Raw genomic sequence first — 22,381 nt, 5'->3', positions numbered from 1 at the left:
CGACGACGTCCGCTGGGACCGCCTTCGCCGGGCGAATCGGGAATAACCGGCTCGTCCAAAGGGCGAAGTTGATCGGCTCTGAAGTGTGCTTGCCCCTTATTGTCGCCAAGATCGGGACAAATTGTGGCGCATGCCACCGTACGGGCCGATGGCATCGGGCAGCCGCTTCTTTAGCCTCGGCGGGTGCATCCCGACGACCCCACCGACGAGAAGCTGACCGACGCGCGCCCGACCACCCGCTCGAGCGACCCCGCATCAACCGAACGGACGATCGGCCGTCACCGGACCCTCGGTCCGCCCCGGCGCGCCCTGCTGGGCTCGACCCCGCTCCGGGTGGCCCTGGCCACCGGTGTCACCTGCTGCCTGAGCCTGGTCGCGGTCGCCACCGCCCGGGGCGGCGAGGACACCACTCGCCCCGTGGAGCCGCTGGCCGAGGCGGTTGCCGACCGCGCCGCCATCGCCGACGAGCGCGCCTCCCGGTCGCTGGACCGCGATGTCGCCCCCGCGCGGATCATCCCCAGCCCGACCCCGAAGCCCACCCCCACCCGCGCCGCCGTGCGCAAGGCGGCCAAGAAGCCGGTCAAGCCGCGCCGGCCCCGGCCGGTCGCCGGACTCGACCAGGCCCAGATGGACAACGCCAAGGTCATCGTTGACGTCGGGCTGGAGATGAAGATGCCGCGCCGCGCGCTGGTGGTGGCACTGGCCACCGCCATGCAGGAGAGCAACCTCTACAACCTGACCAGCGACGTGCTGCCGGAGTCGGCGCAGTACGCGAACCAGGGCAGCGGCTCAGACCACGACTCGGTCGGCCTGTTCCAGCAGCGGCCCAGCAGCGGCTGGGGCACGGTGGCCGAGCTGATGCGCCCGTCGTACGCCGCGCGCGCCTTCTACGAGGCGCTCAACGAGATCCCGGGCTGGCAGGACATGAGCATCACCGCCGCCGCCCAGGCCGTACAGATCTCCGCTTTCCCGGACGCGTACGCCCAGCACGAGGATCGGGCCACGACCGTCGTGGCGGCGCTCGCCACCTGAGGCGCCGCGAACTGGCCCGCGGGGTGCGCGGGCAGAGGGCGGTCGTGGCGCGACCGTGCGGGCCCGCAGGCGGGCGTTCAGCGGCTGTGGGCGCCGTCCCGCCCGGTCGGCGGCTCCAGGCCCACGTCCCGGCCGCCGGCGGCCACCCGGGTCGCCGGTACGCCCGTGCCCGCCGCCGCGGTCGGGGTGTCGGCGGGTACCGGCTCGACCGTCACCCCGCCGAAAATCTCGTCCACCCGCGCCTCGCGCCGCCGGCGGGCGTCCAGCGCCGCCTCGAAGTCGCGCCGGGCCTGCATGGCCTCCGCGTACGCCCGCTCGCGTACCTGCCGGGCCTCCTCGCGGGCCTCGTCCAACTCGAGCCGGGCCTGGGCCAGGATCTCGGCCGCCTCCCGCCGCACCGCGGCCCCAGCATGCCGGGGGCTCGCGGCGTCGCCCAGATCCAGCCGCTGGAGCAGCCCGCTGAGCCAGGTCGCCTCCTCGCGGATCTCGTCCCAGACCCGAGTGGTCCCGGCGGCGCCCTCCGCCCGCGCCGCGAGCCGGGACAACCGGATCCCCAGCTCATCCAGGCAGGAATCCACCTGCCGCTGGTCGTAACCGGTCTCAACGACGGAGAACCTCATACTGTCGCCCCCCAGGCAGCTGCTGTTTCTTCCCCACCTGGATCCTCGGCCGCGACGGGAGCGGCCGAGGGTGTTCGGGAAAATTGTTCAGCATGCGAGCGCGCGGGGCGTCCCGGAGCGGCGGCGGGCGGTGCCGGGCCGGCGGCGTGGACAATGCCGCCCGGCTCGCGCCGGAGAGGTCAGGCGCGCTTGGGCAGCACGACCACCCGGCCGAAGAACTCGTCGATGCGGCGCACCACGTCGTTGAAGTCGTCCAGGTCGATGGGCTTGGTGACGTACGCGTTGGCCTGCAGGGTGTAGCTGCCCACGATGTCGGTGTCCGCGTTCGAGGTCGTCAGCACCACGATGGGGATGGTCCGCAGGTCCTCGTCCTGCTTCACCGCGCCGAGCACCTGCCGCCCGTCCATCCGTGGCATGTTCAGGTCCAGCAGGATGACGTCCGGCCGGCGGGCCGTCAGGTGCCGTCCCTCGGCGCGGAGGAACTCCATCGCCTCCTCGCCGTCGCTCACCACGTCGATGACCTTGTCCACGTCGGAGTCCGCCAACGCTTCCTCGATCATCAGCACGTCGCCCGGGTCGTCGTCGACCACCAGGATGCGTACCGGCTGCGGGCTCTCTGCGCCCATCACTACCTGCCTCGGATCGACGGAAACGGGACCTGACGGTCACCGGCGTTGGCGGGGAAATCTAGCCCATCAGGAGGCGCTGCGGGACGCCGGGTCGACAGTGTCCGGCTGGTAGTGCAACACGTCGGCGAGGCCGGTGACCCGCAACACCCGCTCGACCCGGCCGCTGGCGCCGGTGAGGCGCAACCAGCCCCCCTCGGCCGCGGCCCGGTTGTCTCCCCGGACGAACACGGCCATCCCGGTGGAGTCGCAGAAGGTGAGGTCGGTGAGGTCGAGCAGGACGCGGCTCTCGCCCGCGTCGGAGAGCCGGTCGATCGCGGCGACCAGCTCGGGCGCGGTGCTCAGGTCCAGCTCACCGGCGAGCCTCAGGCGGTACCCCTCGCCATCGCGCCCGGCGTCTCTGACGCTGAACGTCACCGTGCTCCCCCTTCGCTCCACCGCTGGGGTGGGACGTTTGCAGTGCGGCAAGTATAAGCAGGGGCACCCCGGCGAGCGCATGGCACGGTGATCGGCGGGGAGCGCCGCAGGCCGGCGATCAGCGGGCGGCGCTGCCCCCGGGGGTGAGCAGCGCGGCCCGGCCCAGGGTCAGCGCGCGCACCGCCCGGGGGAAGTCGCGCAGCGCGGCGGTGTAGTGCGCCAGGGGCAGCTCCACCGCGGCGGCGGGCACCCCTCGGCTGGTCAGGATCCCCACCAGCCACTCGACGAACTCGGTGAACAGCGAGGCGTCGTCGACGTACAGCGCGGCGGCCAGGAAGTCGACGATGTGGCCGAGGTCGCTCACGGTCGAGTCGAGCTGGGCGGCCGTGTAGGCCCGTGTCGCCGGGACCCGCTCGCGCAGGTCGGCCAGCGCGCTGTCGATCAGCTCGCCCCGGCGCAGGACCAGGCTGGCGTACTCGTCATCGGCCAGGTGCGACAGCTGTGCCGGCGGCACCCGACGCAGCGCCCGCTCGTCGGCGATCAGCTCGGCCGCCGTCGGCGCGTCCGCCGCCCAGGGGGCACCGAGCCGACGGGCCCACCGGCCGTCCGCACCGAACCCGCGCCCGCCGACCACCACCGGCACGTCCGAGCGGCGGCACGCCTCGATCATGCGGTGGGCGTGCGGCAGCCGTACCGGCAGCGCGCAGGCCAACGCCACCGCGTGCGCGTCGTGCTGGTGCAGGTACGACACCAGGTGCGCCGCCGGGACGCTCGCGCCCAGAAAGGTCACCTGCCACCCGCGCAGCCGCAGCACCTCGGCCACCAGCCGGGGCGGCAACGCGTGCCACTCACCGTCCATGCAGGCCACGACAACCCGCCCGCCGGTCGGGCGTGGGTTGGCGTGCGCGGCGACCGCCGCCACCACCCGCTCGCTGATGTGGGTGGCCGCGTGCTCCTGGGCGACGCTCCACTCGTTGCGCGCCCACCGCTCGCCCACCTCGGACTGGGCCGGCGCGACCAGGTCGAGCAGCACCCGCTCGGCCGGCAGGCCCGCGTCGAGCAGGCTGAGCGCCACATCGATCGCGGCGTACTCGTCGGCGTCGGCGAGGCAGTCCAGATAGCCGGGGTAGACGTCGGTCAGGTCGACTGCGGTGGACGGCGCGGTCACGCTCAGGTCTCCCTCTGCTGGTCGGTCGCGGCGGGTCGGGGCACGGCGTGCAGGTGTCGCGACGGTCGCCCGTTCGGGCCGACCGCGCGCAGCGCCAGCACCGCGATGTCGTCGTGGTCGCCGTGCGCCAACCAGTCGCAGGTGACCTGCTCGACCCGCTCGGCCAGGGCGGGTGCCGGCATCCGCTGGCATCCGGTCACCGCGGTGACGAGCCGCTCCGGGCCGAACTGCTCATCGCCTCGGCGGCCGCCACGGGCCTCGGTCACCCCGTCGCTGTAGAGCAGGCAGGTCTCGCCCGGGGCCAGCCGGACGGTCACCTCGCCGACGCGCGGGTCGGGCACCACGCCGATGAGCATGCCACGCAGCGGCACGGTCTCCACCTCGCCGGAGGCACGCAGCACCAGCGGCGGCAGATGCCCACCGCCGGCCATGGTGAGGGTGAGACCACCCTCGCGCTCCGGTCGGGCGACGCCGAGCACGATGGTGGCGAAGCGGCCCTGGCCGTGCGCCTGGGTCGTCTCCAGCAGCGCGTCGTTGAGCAGCCGCAGCAGCCGCCCGGGGTGCGACTCCACCCGGTGCAGGGCCTGCAGGCACTGGCGCAGCTGGCCGGTGAAGACCGCAGCCTCGACGCCCTTGCCCGAGACGTCACCGAGGAAGAACAGCGAGCCGCCGTCGGCGAGCCGGTGCGAGCCGTAGAAGTCGCCGCCGATCCGCAGCCCCGCCTGTGCCGGCCGGTACGCGGTGCCCCACTGCACGCCGGCGGTCTCGGCCGGCTCCACCGGCAGCAGGCTGGCCTGGAGGGTGTCGGCCACCTCCGCCTGGTCGCGGTAGAGCAGCGCGGTGGTCAACGCCGCCCCGGCCCGGGCCGCGAAGGCGCGGATCAGCTCCACGTCGTCCTCGTCGTACGGGCGGGTGGCACGGCGGGCGACCAGCAGCACCCCGACCGGGTCGTCCCCGCCCGGCAGCGGGACGACCCGGGCGGCGCTCTCGGTGCCGGGCAGGCCGGGCAGCCAGCCCGCGTCGACCGCCTGTTCCACCAGCCAGTCCACCGCGTGCGGCTCGACCCCGGTCAGCCCGTCGGCGATGGCCGCCGGCAGGTCGCCGCCGGCCAGCACGCCGCTGTCCACCAGCGGCGCCTCGTCGTCCGCCCGCGAGGCCCGCCACCAGCGGGCCCGCCCTGAGCGCGGGGCGAGCACCAGGACGGCCACCTCGGCCAGCGACGGCACGGCGAGCCGGACGACCGCCGCGGCGCCGCGGTCGGGGTGCAGCGGGTTGCCCAGCTTGTCGCCCACCACGGCGAGGAAGGCCGAGCGGGCGCGCTCGGCGAGGAGCGCGTCGGCGCGGCTGACGCTCTCGGTGACGTCCTCGACGTACCAGCAGCAGCGGGCGCCGGAGAAGGGTACGCAGCGGGCGGTGAGCCGGTGCCCGCGATGGGTGAAGCCGCCGGGACTCCCGTCGCTCAACGCGGGCACGCCGGCTGCGGCGAGCAACTCGCCGGGCACCACCTCGGGCAGCAACCGTTCGGCCACCGGGCTGACGTGCCGCACGACGCCGTCGGCGTCACAGACGACCAGACCCTCGCGGAAGTGCTCGACGACTTCGGACCAGTCGGGCGGGACCTGACCCCGGTCGGGGGCCAGCGGTGGCAGGGCGGCCGTCGGCCGGACCGGCGCGGCGGACCACGCCGGGGCCCGTGTGGTACTCGGTGTGGAGATCCGTCCGTCGCCCGGGTCCCAGTCCCTGACGTCGGCAGCAGTCACCAGCTGAGCCCCACTCCTTGTCGTCCGCCCGACCCGCGCCGGAACCGGCGTCTGTGGTCAATACTGTCCCGCCCACCCTACGCCGGGCGGCCGGGAGCGGCACCTCACGGCAGCTCGGAGGCCTGGTCGCCGACCCACCGGCCGGCGCGTTCCGGCCCCCGGATGCGCGTTCGGTCCCTCTGCTGGGAACATGGAGGAATGTCCTCCCAGCTGTTGACCATCGAGGTGAGCCGGCTCGATGCCGGGCACGTTCGGCTGCGGCTGACGGGCGACCTCGACTACGACAGCGCGCCCGACCTGATCGCGGCGGTTGCCGAGCTGGGCGGCGACGACCACCAGCAGCAGCAGCAGCAGCAGCAGCAGCGGCAGATGATCGACCTGACCGGCGTGAGCCTCTGCGACTCGTCCGGGCTCAGCGCCCTGCTCGTGGTGCACCGCGCCGCTGGGCCATCCGGCTGACCGGCGTCAGCCCGCGGCTCCAGCGGATGCTGGACCGCACCGGGCTGGCTGAGCTGCTGGCCGTGGAGCACGCCGACGACGACCTGCGCGCCATCGGCTGATCGGCGCACGGCGGGCCACTCCCGAAAGGGGGGTGGCCCCCGACCCTGGGACCTGGGGTCGGGGGCCGGAGGAATGTCTAGGGTGCGGTGATCGGCTGGAGCCGGGGTCCGTTCTCGCGTAGCTCGGAGGTCGGCGCGGAATCGGCGTCCTCGGGGGCCCCCGAATCGGGCGTCTGGTACAGATAGCGGACGAAATCCCCACCGGACTCGTTGTCGTCCGCGCCCGGCCACTGGCCGATGCAGTCCATGCCGACCACTTCGCGGCCGGTGCCGTCGGCCTCCTCCAGCAGCGCCCAGAGGCTCACCGCGTAGCACTGGGTGGCGTCGGGCGTGAGCTGCCAGCGGGCGTACCAGCCGGGTCGAGCGGGGACGATCTCGACGATCCGTTTCATGACGACCTTCCTTCCGCGTACCTCGGAAGAACTCCGGTCCTGACCTGAGCCTGCGGGCCGGGCGGGTGAGCGCCCATCACCCGCCCCGGATGAAGCCCACCGATGCCCGGCCGGCCCGCTCCGGCGGCGTCCGTTTCGGTGCCCGGGACGGCGGGAAGGCGACGGACGCAGGCACGATCCCCAGCGGAAGGGGTGTCACCATGCGCAAGCAGATGGAGGGCGACAACCAGCGGCGCCGGGCGCTGGCCCGGCAGGCCCGCGAACAGGGTCGCCAGCCCAGTGAGTTCGGCGCCAGCCTGAGCGCCTCCAAGCAGCTCACGAGCCTCGATCAGGGCAAGCGGGCCGGGCCGGCGCCGGCCGGACGCCACAAGCCGGACAGCACGCGCGGCGGGCCGGCCCCGCCACCGACGGGTACGCCGGACAATCCCCGGCCGCAGTCGTCCCCCGCGGCCGGCCTGGCGGGAACGAGCACGATGGGCTACAACGAGCTGGTCGAGGACGTCCGGCGCCGGGCCGGGGTCGACTTCAGGACCGCCAAGGTCGGCACCGAGGCGACCGTGCTGGTCCTCGCCTTCGCACTCGAGGCGGCGGAACGGCAGCGGCTGCTCACGGCGGTGCCGACCTCGTTGCACGACGTGCTGCCCGTCGACGGCGTCGAGCGGCACCGCGACCTGCCCGGCTTCCTGGCCGAGGTGGGCCGGATCAGTGGCCGTACCCCGGAGCAGGCCCGCTACCAGGCGGAGGCGACGCTCGCCGCGCTCGCCGCGCAGGACGGCGACCTGGTCGAGTCGCTGCACGTACCCGACGGCCTGCGGGACCTGTTGAACCCGCCGGAGGCCGGCGGCGGCCTCGTCGGCGCCTCCACCACCACACCCACCCTGGACGCGGCCGAGCTGCGGGCGGCGCTGGACGACCTGCCGTACTGGGCCGGCGACAGTGACGCCCTGTACCGGGTGGTCGCGCTGCCGCCGGACAACCTGGACCGGGTGCTCGCCCGGCTCGACCAGCTGCGCCAGGAGACCGGGCGCGCCCCGAGCATCGGGCGCCCCGGGGGCACGGCCGCCGTGCTGACCGTGCGGACCAACCAGTCGGACGGGGTGACCGCGCTCGACGTGGACCTCGCCCACCAGATCGACGACGCGATCGACGAGGTGGGTGCCGGGATGGCCGGCGGCTGACCGGGCACATCGGCGCACGCGGGCCGGCGGACGCGGAGCACACCCCCGCGCCGTCGGCCCGCCCGCCGTGCCGGCTAGCGTGCCGGACATGAGGCGCGCCGCCGACCGGCTGGAACTGGTCGCCGATCCGGTCCGCCGGACCGGGCGGATGCTGCTCTCCGGCGGCGTCGAGCAGTCGTACGTGGACGTCGAGGATCCCCGGCACCTGCATTTCGAGTACGTCCGGCGGATCGCCTCAGCGGTGGAGTTGGCGGCCCGAGCGGACGACCCGCTGAGCGTGCTGCACCTGGGCGGCGGCGCGTTGACGCTGCCCCGGTGGCTGGCCACCACCCGGCCCGGCTCCCCGCAGCGCGTCATCGAGCGGGACCCGGCGGTGGTCGAGCTAGTCGCCCGGGAACTGCCGCCGCTGCCGCCCGAGGTGCGGGTGGAGGTCGCCGACGCCCGGGAGGCGGTCGCCGCCAGCCCGGCCAGCCGGTACGACCTGGTCGTCGCCGACATCTACCGGGCGGCTCGGATGCCACGACACGTGCGGACCGTGGAGTTCGCCGCCGAGGTGGCCCGCACCCTGCGCCCGGACGGGCTGTACCTCGTCAACGTCACGGACCTGCCGCCACTGGTCGGCACCCGGGTGCAGGTGGCGACCCTGCGGGCGGTCTTCGGCGACGTGTGCCTGCTCGGCGACCGGCGGATGCTGCGCGGCCGGCGCTACGGCAACCTGGTGCTGGCCGCGACACCCCGCCCCGGCGGGCTGCCGGTCGGCCGGCTGGCGGTGGCCGCCCTGCGCGACCCGGTGCCCGGCGGCCTGCTGCACGCCGTCGCACTGGACGGCTTCGTCGCCGGCGCCCGACCCGTCACGGACGCCGACAACGCCGCACAACAATGATCATCTGATCGTGATCGGTCTGGTGCTGGCGACAGCGTTCACGCTGGCCTTCGACGCGCCGGGTGCTGGTCTGGGCCGTGGTCGCTGCCTTCTTCGCCGTCGCGCTCAAGCCGCTGGTGGACCGGCTCCAACGCCGGTTCCCGCGGCGGCCGGGGACGGCCACGACCAGCGGCTGCGTCGGGTGGGCCGGGAGGTCTCGCGCACCGTCACCGGCTACCTGACGGGCAAACTGGTGATCAGCGTGATCTGCGGGACGTTGACCTTCGTGGTGCTGGCACTCACCGGGGTGCCGTTCGCCGCCGTGATCGCCCTGACGGGCTGATCGGGCGATGCTCAGCGGGACCGGGCCGCGAGCTCGGGTGACGTGCTCTCCAGCGGGACCGCGTTCGCCGGGACCAGGCCGAGCTGGACCGCCGACCGGGGCAGCGTGGCGTCCAGCGCCCAGTCGGCGCTGACCCTCGTCCGGTTACCCGGCATCGCCAACAGGTGGTACGCGCGGGTGACCGCCTTCGCGGGCAGCCCGGCCAGCGGCACATGCAACGGGTTCGCCGCCGCGGCCTTGCCGCCCAGGTCGACCACCCAGCCCAGATCGTGGTGCTTGTACGGCTTGCGCTGCCCGAACCCGTACGACGCGGCGATGTTGTGCGCCGCGCGCTTGCCCTGCCGCTGGGCGTGCTGGGCGGTCATCGCGCAGATCTGACCGGGGCGGGTCAGGTCGGGCACCGCGGCGGCGTCGCCGCAGGCGTACACCTCGGGGTAGCCGGGGACGGTGAGGAACTCGTCGACCACCAGGCGGCCCTTCTCGGTACGCAGGCCCAGCTCGCTGACGAACGGGTCCGGGCGCACCCCCACACACCAGACCAGCGTGCAGGTCGGCACGTACTCGCCGTCGGTGAGCTTCACCCCGTCGGCGGTCGCCTCGGCCACCGAGGTGCCCATCCGCACGTCCACCCCGCGCCGGTCGAGCACCTTGTGTGCGGTCTGCGACATCCGCTTGTCCAGCTCCGGCAGCACCCGGGAGGCGATGTCGAGCAGCATCCAGCGGGGACGGATGGTGAGCCGGGGCCGCTGGGACTGCAGCGCATCGGTGAACAGCTGCCCGTGCGCGGCGACCTCGGTGCCGGTGTAGCCCGCGCCGACCACCACGAAGGTGCTCCGGGCCCGCTGCTCGGCCGGGTCCTCGGCCTGCTCGGCCAACTCGATCTGACGGACCACGTGGTCATGCAGGTAGACCGCCTCGGGCAGGCCACGGAAGCCGTGCGCGTACTCCGTCACCCCGGGGATGGGCAGCAGCTTGTTGACGCTGCCCACGGCGAGCACGAGCCGGTCGTACGCCAGCCGGTTCTTGTCCCCCTCCGCCTGCGTGAAGCCGACCCAACGGTTCTGCAGGTCCACGTGGTCCGCCTCGCCGATCACGACCCGCACGCCCTTGAGCGTCCCGGTCAGCGGCACGGCGATCCGCTTGGGCTCGACCACCCCGGCGGCCACCTCGGGCAGCAGCGGCAGGTAGAGGAAGTAGTCGGTGGAGTTCAGCAGCACGATCTCGGCCCGGTCCCGGGCGAGGCGGCTCAACGTCTTCGCCGCGTGGTAACCGGCGAACCCGGCCCCCACGATCACCACACGAGGTTTCGTCATTGCGGCCCGTTTCCCGCCGGAGCCCAGGACAAACGTCAAAGAACCGGCAGGTCGGGCGCGACGGGCAGCGGGCGGCCGAAGGCCCGCAGACGATCGGCCGTGATCCGACCCAGTTCGGCCGGGATGTCCGCGTCGAGCACCAGCCGCCCGGGTGTCATCACCCGGTCCGGGTGAAAGCCACGGAACATCCACGCCCAACGATATGGACAGACACCACCATCGATGGGGAGGATGCCGGAATGGGATCTGACGACACCGGCGACCGGCCCACGAGGTCCACTCGCCGCACCTTCCTGTCCGCCTCGGCCGCCGCCACCGCGGCGACCGCCGCCACCGTGGCGGTGCCCGCGCTCGCCACGCCGGCCAACGCCGACGCCCCGCCGTCCGGCCCGGGCCGCCCGCTGCGCACGCAGCGGCCCGACCGTGAGCTGCGCGAACTGCTCCGCCAGGTTGATCAGAGGCGGATCGAGGCGATCGTCCGCCGGCTGGCGGCGTTCGGCACCCGGCACACCCTCTCCAGCCAGGACGACCCACAGCGGGGCATCGGCGCCGCCCGCGACTGGATCTTCGCCCGCCTCCAGGAGTACGCGGCGACCTCCGGCGGCCGGATGACCGTGGAACTCCAGTCGTACATCCAGCAGCCGGCGTCGCGGATCCCCACCGCGACCCGGATCACCAACGTGGTCGCCACCCTGCGCGGGACGACCTCGCCGAACCGCACCTACGTGGTGACCGGCCACTACGACTCCCGGGTCTCCGACGTGATGGACGCGGTCAGCGACTCGCCCGGCGCCGACGACGACGCCTCCGGAGTGGCCGTGGTCATGGAGCTGGCCCGGTTGATGGCCACCCGGCCCACCGCGGCCACCATCGTCTTCGCCGCGGTCGCCGCCGAGGAGCAGGGGCTGTACGGCTCGGCGTACCTGGCCCAGCAGCTCAAGGCGGCCGGCGCGGACGTCCAGGGCATGTTCAGCGACGACATCGTGGGCAGCAGCACGGCCGACGACGGCACCCGAGACCCGTACGCGGTGCGGCTCTTCGCCGAGGGCGTACCGACCGCCGAGACCCCGGCGGAGGCGAGCACGCGGCAGTCCGTCGGCGGCGAAAACGACTCGCCGTCCCGGCAGCTCGCCCGGTTCGTCGGGGACGTGGCGGAGAACGACTCCACCGGGATGCGGGTACGGGTCATCTACCGGCGGGACCGCTACCTGCGCGGCAGCGACCACATCTCGTTCCTGCGGGAGGGCTGGCCGGCGGCGCGGTTCACCGAGCCGAACGAGGACTTCGCCCACCAGCACCAGGACGTCCGGGTGCAGGACGGACAGCAGTACGGTGACCTGCCGGAGTTCTGCGACTTCGGGTACATCGCCCGGGTGGCCCGGGTCAACGGCGCCGCGCTGTGGTCGCTGGCCCAGGCGCCCGGCACGCCCAAGGGCGCCATCATCGTGACCACCGACCTGACCAACAACACCACGCTGCGCTGGCAGCGCGGAACCGAGCCGGACCTGGCCGGCTACGAGGTGCTGTGGCGGGAAACCACGGCCGCCGAGTGGCAGCGGGTCATCCCGGTCGGTGATGTCACCGAGGTCAGCATCGACCTGTCCAAGGACAACGTCTTCTTCGGCATCCGCGCCGTGGGCCGTGACGGCCTGCGCAGCCCGGTCGCATTCCCCCGGCCGGGCAGCTGAGCGGCGGGCGGCCGGGGCGGTCCCGTTCGACCGCCCCGGCCGCGGGCACGGCGTCCGTTCAGGTCGCCGCCGGTGCGGTGATCGCCCAGCGCTCGTGGTCGCGCCACGCGCCGTCGATGAACAGGTAGTCCGGGGAAAAGCCCTCCAACCGGAAACCCAGCTTACGGGCCACCCGGCGGGACGGTTCGTTGCCGGGTTGGATGTTCGCCTCCAGCCGGTGCAGCCCGAGCACGCTGAACGCATGACCGATGACCAGGGCGAGGCCCGCCGAGGCGTGCCCGGTGCCGCTGTACGGCTGGAACGCCGCGTACCCGAGGTAGCCGCCGCGCAGCGCGCCCAGCACGATCCCGCTGATGTTCACGTAGCCGGCGATCTCGCCGCTGGCCCGGTCACAGATCAGGTAGCCGGAGCTGGCCCGGCGGCGGATCCGGCGCAGGTACTGGTCGTACTCCTCCGGGCTGTCCGGCGCGGCCAACCACGGATGGTGCAGCTCACGGCTGCGGCGCGTGGCGGCGAGAAACTCGTCCCGGTCGGCAGGCCGGGGTCGGCGGATCGCGGCGGGACCGCCGGTACGCAGGTATCTCACGGCGGACCACTCTGACCGACCCACCCGGGCGCTGTCCAACCGCCGGTCAGCGCAGCGTGGTTTCGGTGCTCTCCCGGGGGAGCACCGTGTGCGGCGCGGTGACCATGGCGACGGCCGCGTCCGGCTGGTCGATCCGGGCGGTGACCCGGGCCACGGCCTCCCGGGCGAGAAAGCCGGTGTCGACGGAGACGGTGCTCAGCGTGGGCCGGGAGTAGCGGCCCTCCTCGATGTCGCCGATGCCGATCACCGCGACGTCGCCGGGGACACGCAGCCCGGCGTCGAAGGCGGCGCGCATCGCGCCGATCGCGAGGGGGTCGGAATAGCAGAAGATGGCGTCCGGTCGGCCGGGCTGGGCCAGCAGCGCGCGGGCTGCGCGGTAGCCGTCGGCACGGCGGTGGCGCCCTGCGGGCAGCAGGTGACCGGGCACGGGGGCCAGGCCGGCCGCCCGCAACGCCCGGTGGTAGCCGGCCGTGCGCGGCCGTGGCACGGCGGCGGACTCCGTCGGGTACGCGCCGATCGCGGCGATCCGCCGGCGGCCGGCGCGCAGCAGGTGCGCGGTCGCGTCCTCCGCGGCCTGGGCGACGTCGACGCTCACCTGGTCGCAGCGCCCGTCCCGGGCCTCGCCGCCGACCAGCACGAAGGGACGCCCGGTGGCCGGCAACACCTCGACCAGCCCGGCCGGCGCGACGGGTGCGCTGACCAGCACGCCGTCCACCGGCATCGTGCGGGCAGCGCCCAGCGACGGCGCCAGGCGCTCGTCGTCGGGCCCCACCTGCTCGATGACCACCCGGTAGCCCCGGCTCCCGGCCGCGCGGACGACCTCGCGCGCCAGATCATCCGCGTAGGGCACGTCGCTGTCCGGCAGGACCAGGGCGAGCACGCCGGTGCGCCCGGTGCGCAGGGTCCGGGCGAACACGTTCGGTCGGTAGCCCAGCTGGGCGACGGCGGCCTCGACCCGGCGGCGCACGTCGGGGCTCACATGGGGATAGCCGTTGACCACGTTGGAGACGGTCTTGACCGACACATGGGCGAGCCGGGCCACGTCCTTGAGCGTGGAAGCCACGACCCACCCTCCCCCGATGAATGTCACACCACCAAAGCCGTTTCACTGGTGTACTTCCGACCCTCGCAGGCGATTTCACACCTGTCAAGGCGCTACGGTGGTGTAAAGGGAAGGGGGGTGGCCGGTGGACGACGACGCCGGGGTGCCGGCCGCCGTGCGGCTCGTTCGGGACTTCGTGAACACCTTCGAGCCGCAGATCGACGACGAGACGTTGACCAGCCCCGACCGGCTCCGCGACTGGTTCGCCGGACGGGACCTGGTGGCGCGGGACGCGCACCTCGGGCCTGCGGACCTCGACGTGGCCGTGACGGTCCGGGAGGGCCTGCGCGCCGTACTGCTCGGCCACGCCGGTCACCACGCCGACCCCACGGCGCTCGACCGGCTCAACCAGGCCCTGGCCGGGGCGCCCGTCGCGCTGCTCTTCACCGACGACGGCCAGCGCCTGGTCGCCGCCGGCGGCGCTCCGCTGCACCAGGCGCTGGCCGGGCTGGTCGACGCGATCCGGGTGTGCGGCGAGGACGGCACCTGGCCGAGGCTCAAGGTCTGCGCCCGCGACACCTGCCGCTGGGCCTATTACGACGCCTCCCGCAACCAGGCCCGCCGCTGGTGCTCGATGGCCGGTTGCGGCAACTACGTCAAGATGAAGCGGGCGTACGCCGTCCGCACCGGCCGCACGCCCCACGGTGGACCGACGGCCTAGGGACCGCCCGGCGGACCCTGGACGCGCTACCGGGGCGCCAACTCCTGCTCGATCGTCACCCACTCCAGCCACGGGCTGTATCCGAACCGGCGAGGCTCACTCTCTCCGCCGCCTTTGCTCTGCTTCAACCCGCGCAACGGTTTCTGGCCGTGATGTTGCGTCCGTTGAACCAGAGCAAAGGAGGGTGCGAGCTGACCAACTGGCTCCTCCGGTGATGAGGAGGATCACAGATCAGCCCCGGCCGGTGTCTCATCACGCCGACCGATCCGTCACAGCGGGCCGGGATGTGTCTGCTCCAGCGGCAGCGGGACCTGGAGGAAGGTGGTGCCGCGCAGGTCCAGCCAGGCCCGGTCCGGCCCCCGGACCAGCCGTAGCATCACCGACTCACAGGACGGGCAGCGCGCGACCAGGCCCGGGGCGTGCGAGAAGACGTGCAGGCTGGCGATCGAGCCGGTCATCCCGCAGTTTTCGCAGCGGCCAATCGCGGTGCTCAGGTCGACGGCGAACAGCTCGCGCAGTGGACCGTCGAGCATGTTGCCGTCCAGATACGACATCTCAGTCATCGGGTCTCCTCGACGTTGCGTGGGCGGGCGGGGGCGGGCGGGGGCGGTCAGCCGGTGGGGCCGAAGCGTTCGGTCTTCACCCGCCGCGACGGGTGGCCGAGCCCCACCAGCAGGTCGGCCACGGTCTCCACGAACCCGGTCGGGCCGCAGACGTAGGTGAGCGGTTCCAGGTCCGGCGGCCAGCCGTGGGTGTTGACGTCGGCCAGCCCGATCCGGTGCGGCTCACCACGCCACCCCTCCGGCGCCTCGCGGGTGTACACGTACGCCACGTCCAGCCCGAAGTCGTCGCGGACCCGGCGGCGCAGCTCGTCACCGTAGATCACGTCGCTGGGCGTACGCACCGAGTAGAGCAGCCGGAACGGCACCTTGCTGCCGGCCTCCCGGCGAGCCCGGATCATCGCCATCAGCGGCACGATGCCGGAGCCACCGCCGAGCAGCTGCACCGGCGCCGTCTCCTCGGCCCGCCAGATGAACCAGCCGCCGAGCGGCCCACGGACCTCCACCGGGTCGCCCGGGCCGTAGACGTCGATCAGGTACGGCGACACCTCGCCGTCCGGCACCCGCTGCACCGTCACCTCGATGCGCGGGCCGCCCGGACCGTTCACCACGGGCCCGGCCACCGAGTACGACCGGGCCGCCTGGTAACCGTCCGGCGCGGTCAACCGCAGGTCGACATGCTGCCCGGGCAGGTGCCCCGGCCAGTCCGGCACCTCCAGCACCAGGGTGTGCGCGCTAGGCGTCTCCACCCGGCGCTCCACCAGCCGGCCGACCTGCCACCGGATGGGGGCCCGCGCCGGGGTGCCCGTCGCGACCGCGCGCTCAGTCACCCTGGTACCGCTGCTCGCGCCACGGGTCGCCGTAGTCGTGGTACCCGGCGGTTTCCCAGAACCCCGGCTCGTCCATCGTCTTGAGCCGGATGCCGCGCACCCACTTGGCGGACTTCCAGAAGTACAGGTGCGGCACCAGCAGCCGTGCCGGCCCGCCGTGCTCGGGGGGCAGCGGCGCGCCGTCGAAGGTGTGCGCCACCCAGGCCCGGCCGCCGCGCAGGTCGTCCAGCGGAAGGTTGGTGGTGTACCCGCCGTACGAGTGCGCGAGCGCGAAGTGCGCCCCGGTGTCCACACCGTCGAGCAGGGTGTCCAACGAGACGCCCTTCCAGGTCGTGCCGAGCTTGGACCAGTGGGTGACGCAGTGGATGTCCACCATCGGCGTCTCCTGCGGCAGCGCCATCAGCTCCTGCCACGACCATCGGTACTCGGTGCCGTTCTCGGCGGCGATGACGAACTCCCAGGTGTCCAGCGACACCCGGGGCGTCGGGCCGGCCGAAAGCACCGGGAAGTCCTCTGTCAGGTACTGCCCGGGTGGCAGGGCCGGTTCCTGTGTTCGGGGTCGACCCTGAAAGCCCGGTGACACGATTCCCATTGCACAGTCGTACCACCTGCGCCGGCCGGGGCGGGAGCTTTCCCGCGTACCTCCTCGTCGCCCCGGCGTGGCGCGGTCACCGCCGTTCCGCGACCACCTCGCGCTCCTCGGGCTGACCGCCCCGGGTGGCGCGCAGGCTGGTCAGCGTGACCACCACCAGCACCCCGATGATCACCCCCAGCGAGGCCAGGGTGGGGATCTGCGGCACGCTGTCCCAGATCCCGTGCGCCCAGTGCAGGCCCAGCTTGAGACCGATGAACGCCAGGATGATGGCCAGGCCGTAGCTGAGGTGCACCAGCCGGCTCAGCGCCGCATGCAGGACGAAGTAGAGCGCACGCAGACCGAGCAGGGCGAACGCGTTGGTGGCGAAGACCAGGTACGGATCCTCGGTGATGCCGTAGACCGCCGGCACCGAGTCGACCGCGAAGACCACGTCGGTGGCCAGCACCGCGACCACCACCAGGGCGAACGGGGTGAGCGCCCGCTTCGCGCCCTGCCGGACGGTCATCCGGGTGCCGTGGTATTCGTGGACCACCGGCATGAACCTGCGCAGCAGCTTCACCGAGCGCATCTTGTTGATGTCGACTTCCTGCTGGTGCCCGGAGAGGGCGTCACGGAGCAGCTTCACCGCCGTGGCGATGAGGATGATCGCGAAGAGCAGGAAGGCGAAGTCGAGAGTCTGCAACGCCGCCGCGCCGAGGGCGATGAAGACCGCCCGCAGCACCAGCGCGCCGGCGATGCCGTAGAGCAGCACCCGCTGGGCGAGCACCGCCGGCACCGCGAACGCGGCCAGCAGCAGCATGAAGACGAAGAGGTTGTCGACCGAGAGGGACTTCTCCACCAGGTAGCCGGTGAGGTACTGCACGCCCAACTCGGAGCCGTAACGGGCCCAGACCCAGCCGCCGAACGCCAGCGGCAGGGCGATGTAGAACGCCGACCAGCCGATCGCCTCCCGCATCGACACCTCGTGCGGGCGGCGGGTGACCAGGAAGTCCAGCACCAGCAGCAGCAGCACGCCGGCGATGGTGGCCGCCCACAGCGTGGGCGTGCCCACCGACGACAACTCACCGGCAGCGGACAGGTACGACACTTCGGTCATGAGGTCTCCTCGAACACCGTGTCATGTTCGAGGTCTCCTTCACCCACCAAAGATGGGCAACCACCCGAGGCGCGCCGGGCGCGCCGTACTGACCGGAATGGTTCGTGGGAAGTACTCCCCTCGCACGACAAGGTTAGGTCAGGCTCAATCTCGACGCCAAGCGGGACGTGGATGGTTGCCCTGACCAACCACTGGATGCGGCGCCAGCCGGACTGGGGGACTCCCCGCCGAGTTGCGTGCGGTCAGCTCCGACGCAACGTCGCCCCCGGGGCCATCGCCGGCTCGACGAGCCCCCGGTAGTCGCGCGGCAACTGCGTGACCACGTCGTCGAACTCCCCGCCCGTGATCGCCTCGCGCAGGGTGGTGAAAACCGCCCGGACGGCGTCGCGGGCGGCGGGCTCCTCCACATCGGCGCGCAGCGCTACACGGGCGACGAACTCGGCCGCCCCGAACCGGTCCGCCTGCTCGGTGCGCGGGCTCGGCTTGAGCACCAGTTGCAGCGGTCTGGGCAGCTGGGCGGCCAGATCCAGCACCTCGCCGCCGGTCAGCCGCTCGGCGAACGTCTCCAGCACGGCCCGGGTCAGCTCGACCGACCGCTCGGACGGCGCCCGGGTTCGCTGGGAAACCTGGTCGATGAAGGTGTCGTAGTTCATCGCGTACCCCCTCGGCTGGCGTCGGCGCCTGCGGGTACCCGCGGCGGCCGGGCGGAAACGGCAAGCCGATTCGGCCGCCCACCCGGGCGTGACCCAACGGCGAGCGGGTAACCGCCGCCCGTCGTGACCACATCGATGTCCCGAGGGAGCCCCTGCCATGGCGAGCTACGCCGACGTCCTGCAGTACCTGTCGAGCCTGGACTACCCGGCCGAGAAGGACGACGTGGTCCGCGAGGCCGAGCGGGAGGGTGCCCCGCCGGACGTGCTGAAGGCGTTGCGCGCCCTGCCCCCGGTGGACTACGCCAACGGCACCGAGGTGGCCCGGTCGGCCGACATCGAGGCGGCCCCCGAGGTGAGCCCTTCGCAGCGGGCCGCGCAGGCCCGCGACAAGCACAACCGTGTCTCGCAGCACCTGCGCGGCATCTGACCCGACAGTGGTGGCGGCCCGAGTCCTGACGCGGCGCGGATGACCCGCGCGCGTCCGCTGTCCCGGGCCCCGGACGGGCACATCCCGGCCGCGGTGCAGCTCGCCCTGGTCGGGGCGGTGGGCATCGTCGCCGGCGGCGTCATCGCCGCGACATGGTCGCCGCCGCTCGCCCCGCTGGTCGGCTGGGACGCGGCCGCGCTGAGCTGGCTGGGGCTGGTCTGGCGCAAGCTCTGGCCGCTGGACGCCGCGCAGACGTCGCGGCTCGCCTCGTACGAGGACCCCAACCGGGCCGTCCGTGACCTGGTGCTGCTGATCGCCTGCCTGGCCAGCCTGCTGGCGGTGGGGCTGGTGCTGGCCAGCGCCCACTCCGCGCCGCCCGGGCTGCGCCGCGAAGTGTCCGGCGGGCTGGGCGTGCTCAGTGTGGTGCTCTCCTGGCTGGTGGTGCACACGGTGTTCGGCGCCCGGTACGCCCGGATCTACTACACCGGCCCGGACGGCGGGGTGAACTTCAATCAGCCCGAGCCGCCCCGCTACTCCGACTTCGCCTACGTGGCGTTCACCATCGGGACGACGTTCCAGGTTTCCGACACGAACCTCACCAGCAACGAGATGCGTCGCACGGTGCTGCGGCACTCGATGGTGTCGTACCTGTTCGGCGCGTTCATCATCGCCGTCACGGTGAACCTGCTGGCCGGCCTGGCCCGCTGAGACACCCGACCTGAGCCCCGGAGTGGCCACGGGGCGGTGAGCTGGTCGACGCCGGGACAGGCGGGCGCCCCGGGGCCACGAACCGCGACCGGGGGCGCCACGCAAACCTGCCCAGGCGGTGAAACGCACCCGAACCGGGTGCGGTCACCAGGCGGTGGATGGTCGCCCGAACCGAGCGGCCAGCACTGCCGGGTACAACCATACGACAGAACATCCTCCGTACGGTCAGATTTTGCCGAACTGTGGGCCAGGGCACGTCATGGTCAACCGGTCAGCTCTGCGTACCGGTGCTCCAGGTCGACCCGGGCCAGCGCCCCCACCAGCCAGGCCAGCCGCTCCGACTCCCCACTGCCGGCCAACCCGGCCAGGTCGTCCGCGGACCGGCCCAGCCCGAGCCGGCGGGCCGCGGCCAACGCCCGCCGGTCGGCCACCGGGGCGACCTCCCGCCACAGCGCCTGCGCCTCGCGCAGGAACAGGTCGACCACCTGGTCATCCACCCCGGGCAGCTCGGCGAGGAGCTCGCGCTCCCTGGCCGGGTCGTGGTGCGCCAACGCGCGCAACCGGCGCAGGTCACCCCGGTACCGCTCGACGACGGTGCGGGCCAGGTCGCCCAGGACGTCGGCCAACGCGCCCACGTCGCCGCGCTGGCCGCTGTCGCGCAGCACCCGTACCCGGTCCTGGTGCAGCGAGCGGGCCAACCGGGCGGCGCTGTCCCACCCCTCGTCGCGCAGTGCCCGCGCGCCGTCCAACGCCCGACGGAAGTCACCACGTCGGGCCAGCAGCACCGCGAGGTAGAGCACCTGGAACAGGCTCGCCGGGTTGTTCGTGACCCGGAAGCCGTACTGCTCGGCGAAGCCCCGTCCGCTGCCGGCGAGCCGGCGGGCCAGGCGCTTCCGGTCCTCCACCGGAGTGATCAATGTGGTCGCCATGCCGGCGACTACCCACGCCGACGTCGGTCACACGCCGACGTGGGGTCGCGCCGAGCGAGGTGTGGTCTCAGCCGTGCAGGCCGCCGGTGCGGTCGCGGGCCTTGAGCCGGGAGGTGGGCAGGGCGGGCGCCGGCAGCGGCGGCGCGGGATCGTCGGCGACGACGCCGAAGCGTCGCCCGGCCATCCAGTCCTCCCGAGCCTGGGCGACCTCCTCGTGCGAGCGGCCGACGAAGTTCCACCACATCACCAGCGGCTCGTCGAACGGCGTCCCGCCCAGCAGCAGCAACCGGGCTCCGGCCCCGCCACGCACGGTCAACTCGCGGCGATTCGAGCCCAGGTAGAGCAGCGCGCCGGGTTCGAACCCGACACCGGCCGCCTCGGCCGAACCGGACATCGCCAGCAGCGCGTACTCGAAATCGGGCCGCAGCGGCAGCGTGGTCGGCCCCGTGCCGGTCAGCTCCAGCTGCACACCGACCAGCGGGGTGTGCACCACCGCCGGGGACCGCTCCCCGGCGAACTCACCGACCAGCAGGGTGACGTCCAGATCGCCGTCGCGCCAGCGCGGCAGGTCGGCGTGGTGCGCGAAGTCCGCCGCTCCGGCCCGCGCCGGGTCTGGCAGCGCCACCCAGAGCTGCACGCCGTGCATCACCGGCGGATGGGTGGCCGGCGACCGCTCGGAGTGGGCGATGCCGTGCCCGGAGGTCATCACGTTCAGCTGGCCGGGCCGGATCGGCTGGACGTTGCCCAGGCTGTCCCGGTGCAGGATCTCGCCCTCCAACAGCCAGGTCACCGTCTGCAGGCCGCTGTGCGGGTGCGGCGGCACCTCCATGCCAGGCCGCTGCTCCACGTCGTCCGGGCCGAAATGGTCCACGAAGCACCACGCGCCGACCATCCGGCGAGGGCGCTGCGGCAGCAGCCGACGGACGGTGGTGTATCGGCCCAGCGGCACGTCGTGACCCGGCAGCAGCACGCTGCCGGGATCGACGTCGGCCACGCCGGGCGGTCGGGTCTCCGCCAGCATTGATTCAGTACGCTCCACCGCCCGACTGTACGCTCGCGCCCACCCGTGGCCGCAGCGCTTCCCGCACCGGGGGCGGCAGGGTTCACCGGGTGCTGGCGCCCACCGTCACACTGCTGGCTCCCGCCACCAGGTCGAGATAGAACCGGTCCGCCGAGCGGTCCCACCCCGGCGTGTCCAGCAGCGCGCCGGCGGACACCCCGGCCCAGCGCTGGTCGCGCAGCACCACCGAGGCGACACCGGTTCCCACGCGGACCCGTACCGGCGGCTCGCCGGGCACCCGGACGTCGAGTTGGCTGGTCCCGCCGGTCAACCGGACCGTCATGGTGCCGCTGACCGGTGGCAGGACGAGTTCGGTACGGGCCGACCCGCCGGCGAGCTCCAGCCCCAGCAGCCGGGCCCGGGTCAGGTCCAGCACCTGGCTGCTCACGCCACCGGTCAGCTGGAGACGCCAGCTGACCCGTTCGTTGAGCAACACCCGCACGGCCCGCACCCCGGACGCACCGGTGGCCACCACGCCGAGCCGGACGGTCTCGCCCAGCACCGCCGGCCGGGCCGTCACCTCCGAGCCGGCCGGACTGCTGATCCGGTAGAGGTCGTCACCCAGGTCAACCACCCGCAGCTCGAACGAGGACAACCCGTCCGCGAGCACAAAGGTGGCCCGCTGCCGCCCCGCCAACGGCGCGGTCATCGTCTGCCCGGCCGCCGCCGCGCCCTCGCCACCCGGTCCGCCGGCCGCGTCGGGGTCGGCGGCGCCCGCCGGAGGGCCGGCGTCCGCACCAGCATCATCGGGTCGGTCGGCATCGGGTCGGACGCTGCCGGGGCGGGCATGGTCCGGGAGCGTGCCATCCGGCCGGGTGCCGTCGGGGCGAGTGCCGTCGGGTGCGCTGGAGTAGGACATGCCGAGGCGGTGCGGATCGGCAATGATCACGGCCACCGCTGCGGCGCCGAGGATCAGCACAACGGCCGCGGCGGCCAGCAGCATCCGACTCCCGATGGGCCAGCCACGATGCGGGGTGGCGTCACCTGTCGGCTCCGGCTCCGGCTCCGGCTCCGGCTCCGGCTCCGGCTCCGGCTCCGGCTCCGGCTCCGGCTCCGGCTCCGGCTGGAGATCATGTGTGCCGTGCCCCACTGCGGCCATGTCCTCGTCCCTCCGCCGGTCCCCGCCGGTGAGTACGTACCCGCCCACCGTTCGGATCACTCAGCGCTGACCGCACCGCTGCGGCGCCAACCCAAGATTTGGTCGTGGGTATGCCG

27 protein-coding genes are annotated in these 22,381 nt (G+C 73.3%); 9 read left to right on the top strand and 18 right to left on the bottom strand.

The features are described 5' to 3' along the window. The first annotated feature begins 183 nt into the window (after positions 1-183). Positions 184-1,032, top strand: a complete 849-nt coding sequence (locus tag KBX63_RS10195; protein WP_210910761.1) for a hypothetical protein — start codon at positions 184-186, stop codon at positions 1,030-1,032. Positions 1,033-1,109: 77 nt separating this feature from the next. Here the strand turns inward: KBX63_RS10195 and KBX63_RS10190 are convergent, their stop codons facing one another. From KBX63_RS10190 to KBX63_RS10170, 5 genes are all read right to left on the bottom strand, one after another. Further along, complete coding sequence (locus KBX63_RS10190) at positions 1,110-1,652, bottom strand: ATPase (protein ID WP_210910760.1); 543 nt, start codon at positions 1,650-1,652, stop codon at positions 1,110-1,112. Between the two features lie 179 nt (positions 1,653-1,831). Then, positions 1,832-2,278, bottom strand: coding sequence for a response regulator (locus tag KBX63_RS10185; protein WP_210910759.1), 447 nt, complete (start codon positions 2,276-2,278; stop codon positions 1,832-1,834). Positions 2,279-2,347: 69 nt separating this feature from the next. Then, positions 2,348-2,695 carry an STAS domain-containing protein gene (locus tag KBX63_RS10180; RefSeq protein ID WP_210910758.1) on the bottom strand — a complete coding sequence of 116 codons (348 nt, stop codon included), beginning with the start codon at positions 2,693-2,695 and terminating at the stop codon, positions 2,348-2,350. A 118-nt stretch (positions 2,696-2,813) separates the two neighbouring features. Then, on the bottom strand, positions 2,814-3,863 hold the full coding sequence (locus KBX63_RS10175; protein WP_210910757.1) for a B12-binding domain-containing protein: 1,050 nt from the start codon (positions 3,861-3,863) through the stop codon (positions 2,814-2,816). 2 nt (positions 3,864-3,865) lie between these two features. Then, positions 3,866-5,623: a PP2C family protein-serine/threonine phosphatase gene (locus KBX63_RS10170; RefSeq protein ID WP_210910756.1), complete on the bottom strand. Its 1,758-nt coding sequence runs from the start codon at positions 5,621-5,623 to the stop codon at positions 3,866-3,868. Positions 5,624-5,821: 198 nt separating this feature from the next. Between KBX63_RS10170 and KBX63_RS10165 the strand changes: the two genes are divergently transcribed. After that, positions 5,822-6,082 carry an STAS domain-containing protein gene (locus tag KBX63_RS10165; RefSeq protein ID WP_247662049.1) on the top strand — a complete coding sequence of 87 codons (261 nt, stop codon included), beginning with the start codon at positions 5,822-5,824 and terminating at the stop codon, positions 6,080-6,082. A gap of 178 nt (positions 6,083-6,260) precedes the next feature. On the opposite strand, the gene KBX63_RS10160 is transcribed toward KBX63_RS10165, so the two are convergent. Then, complete coding sequence (locus KBX63_RS10160) at positions 6,261-6,575, bottom strand: hypothetical protein (RefSeq protein ID WP_210910755.1); 315 nt, start codon at positions 6,573-6,575, stop codon at positions 6,261-6,263. Positions 6,576-6,775: 200 nt separating this feature from the next. On the opposite strand from KBX63_RS10160, the gene KBX63_RS10155 reads away from it, so the two are divergent. From KBX63_RS10155 to KBX63_RS10145, 3 genes are all read left to right on the top strand, one after another. Then, a complete protein-coding gene (locus tag KBX63_RS10155) occupies positions 6,776-7,753 on the top strand; it encodes a DUF2267 domain-containing protein (protein ID WP_210910938.1) in 978 nt (325 codons plus the stop codon). An 88-nt stretch (positions 7,754-7,841) separates the two neighbouring features. Then, positions 7,842-8,636: a spermidine synthase gene (locus tag KBX63_RS10150; RefSeq protein WP_210910754.1), complete on the top strand. Its 795-nt coding sequence runs from the start codon at positions 7,842-7,844 to the stop codon at positions 8,634-8,636. 10 nt (positions 8,637-8,646) lie between these two features. Beyond that, positions 8,647-8,958 (top strand): AI-2E family transporter, encoded by a 312-nt coding sequence (locus KBX63_RS10145; protein ID WP_247662048.1) that lies wholly within the window; start codon positions 8,647-8,649, stop codon positions 8,956-8,958. A gap of 11 nt (positions 8,959-8,969) precedes the next feature. Here the strand turns inward: KBX63_RS10145 and KBX63_RS10140 are convergent, their stop codons facing one another. Beyond that, positions 8,970-10,271 carry an NAD(P)/FAD-dependent oxidoreductase gene (locus KBX63_RS10140; protein ID WP_210910753.1) on the bottom strand — a complete coding sequence of 434 codons (1,302 nt, stop codon included), beginning with the start codon at positions 10,269-10,271 and terminating at the stop codon, positions 8,970-8,972. 35 nt (positions 10,272-10,306) lie between these two features. Further along, the gene (locus tag KBX63_RS10135; protein ID WP_210910752.1) at positions 10,307-10,459 is read right to left on the bottom strand and encodes a hypothetical protein; all 153 of its coding nucleotides are present in this window, start codon (positions 10,457-10,459) and stop codon (positions 10,307-10,309) included. Positions 10,460-10,510: 51 nt separating this feature from the next. Here KBX63_RS10135 and KBX63_RS10130 point away from each other — a divergent pair, with 51 nt between their 5' ends. After that, complete coding sequence (locus tag KBX63_RS10130; RefSeq protein WP_210910751.1) at positions 10,511-11,959, top strand: M20/M25/M40 family metallo-hydrolase; 1,449 nt, start codon at positions 10,511-10,513, stop codon at positions 11,957-11,959. 58 nt (positions 11,960-12,017) lie between these two features. Here the strand turns inward: KBX63_RS10130 and KBX63_RS10125 are convergent, their stop codons facing one another. Continuing rightward, complete coding sequence (locus tag KBX63_RS10125; RefSeq protein WP_307871678.1) at positions 12,018-12,545, bottom strand: GNAT family protein; 528 nt, start codon at positions 12,543-12,545, stop codon at positions 12,018-12,020. Positions 12,546-12,591: 46 nt separating this feature from the next. Then, on the bottom strand, positions 12,592-13,608 hold the full coding sequence (locus KBX63_RS10120; protein WP_210910749.1) for a LacI family DNA-binding transcriptional regulator: 1,017 nt from the start codon (positions 13,606-13,608) through the stop codon (positions 12,592-12,594). Between the two features lie 124 nt (positions 13,609-13,732). On the opposite strand from KBX63_RS10120, the gene KBX63_RS36380 reads away from it, so the two are divergent. Then, the gene (locus KBX63_RS36380; protein WP_210910748.1) at positions 13,733-14,308 is read left to right on the top strand and encodes an ABATE domain-containing protein; all 576 of its coding nucleotides are present in this window, start codon (positions 13,733-13,735) and stop codon (positions 14,306-14,308) included. Positions 14,309-14,577: 269 nt separating this feature from the next. Here the strand turns inward: KBX63_RS36380 and KBX63_RS10110 are convergent, their stop codons facing one another. The 5 genes from KBX63_RS10110 to KBX63_RS10090 all read right to left on the bottom strand — a co-directional run bounded on the left by KBX63_RS10110 (position 14,578) and on the right by KBX63_RS10090 (position 18,042). Continuing rightward, positions 14,578-14,871: a DUF6510 family protein gene (locus KBX63_RS10110; protein ID WP_210910747.1), complete on the bottom strand. Its 294-nt coding sequence runs from the start codon at positions 14,869-14,871 to the stop codon at positions 14,578-14,580. A gap of 47 nt (positions 14,872-14,918) precedes the next feature. Further along, the gene (locus KBX63_RS10105) at positions 14,919-15,698 is read right to left on the bottom strand and encodes a ferredoxin reductase (RefSeq protein ID WP_307871677.1); all 780 of its coding nucleotides are present in this window, start codon (positions 15,696-15,698) and stop codon (positions 14,919-14,921) included. Further along, entirely contained in the window at positions 15,691-16,290 is a 600-nt protein-coding gene (locus tag KBX63_RS10100) for a sulfite oxidase-like oxidoreductase (protein WP_210910746.1), read from the bottom strand. Before KBX63_RS10100 ends, KBX63_RS10105 begins: the two co-directional genes overlap by 8 nt. Positions 16,291-16,366: 76 nt before the next feature. Beyond that, a complete protein-coding gene (locus KBX63_RS10095) occupies positions 16,367-17,389 on the bottom strand; it encodes a TerC/Alx family metal homeostasis membrane protein (protein WP_210910745.1) in 1,023 nt (340 codons plus the stop codon). A 242-nt stretch (positions 17,390-17,631) separates the two neighbouring features. Further along, the gene (locus KBX63_RS10090) at positions 17,632-18,042 is read right to left on the bottom strand and encodes a DUF2267 domain-containing protein (protein ID WP_210910744.1); all 411 of its coding nucleotides are present in this window, start codon (positions 18,040-18,042) and stop codon (positions 17,632-17,634) included. 157 nt (positions 18,043-18,199) lie between these two features. On the opposite strand from KBX63_RS10090, the gene KBX63_RS10085 reads away from it, so the two are divergent. Next, a complete protein-coding gene (locus tag KBX63_RS10085; protein WP_210910743.1) occupies positions 18,200-18,469 on the top strand; it encodes a DUF2795 domain-containing protein in 270 nt (89 codons plus the stop codon). Positions 18,470-18,508: 39 nt separating this feature from the next. Beyond that, positions 18,509-19,177 carry a DUF1345 domain-containing protein gene (locus KBX63_RS10080; RefSeq protein ID WP_210910742.1) on the top strand — a complete coding sequence of 223 codons (669 nt, stop codon included), beginning with the start codon at positions 18,509-18,511 and terminating at the stop codon, positions 19,175-19,177. A 263-nt stretch (positions 19,178-19,440) separates the two neighbouring features. Here the strand turns inward: KBX63_RS10080 and KBX63_RS10075 are convergent, their stop codons facing one another. From KBX63_RS10075 to KBX63_RS10065, 3 genes are all read right to left on the bottom strand, one after another. Then, positions 19,441-20,106, bottom strand: a complete 666-nt coding sequence (locus KBX63_RS10075) for a hypothetical protein (RefSeq protein ID WP_210910741.1) — start codon at positions 20,104-20,106, stop codon at positions 19,441-19,443. A 67-nt stretch (positions 20,107-20,173) separates the two neighbouring features. Next, entirely contained in the window at positions 20,174-21,145 is a 972-nt protein-coding gene (locus tag KBX63_RS10070; RefSeq protein ID WP_210910740.1) for a pirin family protein, read from the bottom strand. A 64-nt stretch (positions 21,146-21,209) separates the two neighbouring features. Next, positions 21,210-22,313, bottom strand: a complete 1,104-nt coding sequence (locus KBX63_RS10065; protein WP_210910739.1) for a hypothetical protein — start codon at positions 22,311-22,313, stop codon at positions 21,210-21,212. Between the last annotated feature and the right edge of the window lie 68 nt (positions 22,314-22,381).

This window comes from Micromonospora sp. U21 (assembly GCF_018070045.1).
In the GTDB taxonomy this organism is placed as follows: domain Bacteria; phylum Actinomycetota; class Actinomycetes; order Mycobacteriales; family Micromonosporaceae; genus Micromonospora.
Note: the sequence above shows the minus strand (reverse complement) of the source record. Positions and strands in the feature narration are given on the sequence as shown.

Coding starts and splice junctions, on each gene's coding strand:
- KBX63_RS10190 (WP_210910760.1), bottom strand. CDS start 1,652: ATGAGGTTCTCCGTCGTTGAGACCGGTTACGACCAGCGGCAGGTGGAT.
- KBX63_RS10185 (WP_210910759.1), bottom strand. CDS start 2,278: ATGGGCGCAGAGAGCCCGCAGCCGGTACGCATCCTGGTGGTCGACGAC.
- KBX63_RS10165 (WP_247662049.1), top strand. CDS start 5,822: ATGTCCTCCCAGCTGTTGACCATCGAGGTGAGCCGGCTCGATGCCGGG.
- KBX63_RS10160 (WP_210910755.1), bottom strand. CDS start 6,575: ATGAAACGGATCGTCGAGATCGTCCCCGCTCGACCCGGCTGGTACGCC.
- KBX63_RS10155 (WP_210910938.1), top strand. CDS start 6,776: ATGCGCAAGCAGATGGAGGGCGACAACCAGCGGCGCCGGGCGCTGGCC.
- KBX63_RS10150 (WP_210910754.1), top strand. CDS start 7,842: ATGAGGCGCGCCGCCGACCGGCTGGAACTGGTCGCCGATCCGGTCCGC.
- KBX63_RS10140 (WP_210910753.1), bottom strand. CDS start 10,271: ATGACGAAACCTCGTGTGGTGATCGTGGGGGCCGGGTTCGCCGGTTAC.
- KBX63_RS10135 (WP_210910752.1), bottom strand. CDS start 10,459: ATGTTCCGTGGCTTTCACCCGGACCGGGTGATGACACCCGGGCGGCTG.
- KBX63_RS10130 (WP_210910751.1), top strand. CDS start 10,511: ATGGGATCTGACGACACCGGCGACCGGCCCACGAGGTCCACTCGCCGC.
- KBX63_RS10110 (WP_210910747.1), bottom strand. CDS start 14,871: ATGACTGAGATGTCGTATCTGGACGGCAACATGCTCGACGGTCCACTG.
- KBX63_RS10100 (WP_210910746.1), bottom strand. CDS start 16,290: ATGGGAATCGTGTCACCGGGCTTTCAGGGTCGACCCCGAACACAGGAA.
- KBX63_RS10095 (WP_210910745.1), bottom strand. CDS start 17,389: ATGACCGAAGTGTCGTACCTGTCCGCTGCCGGTGAGTTGTCGTCGGTG.
- KBX63_RS10090 (WP_210910744.1), bottom strand. CDS start 18,042: ATGAACTACGACACCTTCATCGACCAGGTTTCCCAGCGAACCCGGGCG.
- KBX63_RS10085 (WP_210910743.1), top strand. CDS start 18,200: ATGGCGAGCTACGCCGACGTCCTGCAGTACCTGTCGAGCCTGGACTAC.
- KBX63_RS10080 (WP_210910742.1), top strand. CDS start 18,509: ATGACCCGCGCGCGTCCGCTGTCCCGGGCCCCGGACGGGCACATCCCG.
- KBX63_RS10075 (WP_210910741.1), bottom strand. CDS start 20,106: ATGGCGACCACATTGATCACTCCGGTGGAGGACCGGAAGCGCCTGGCC.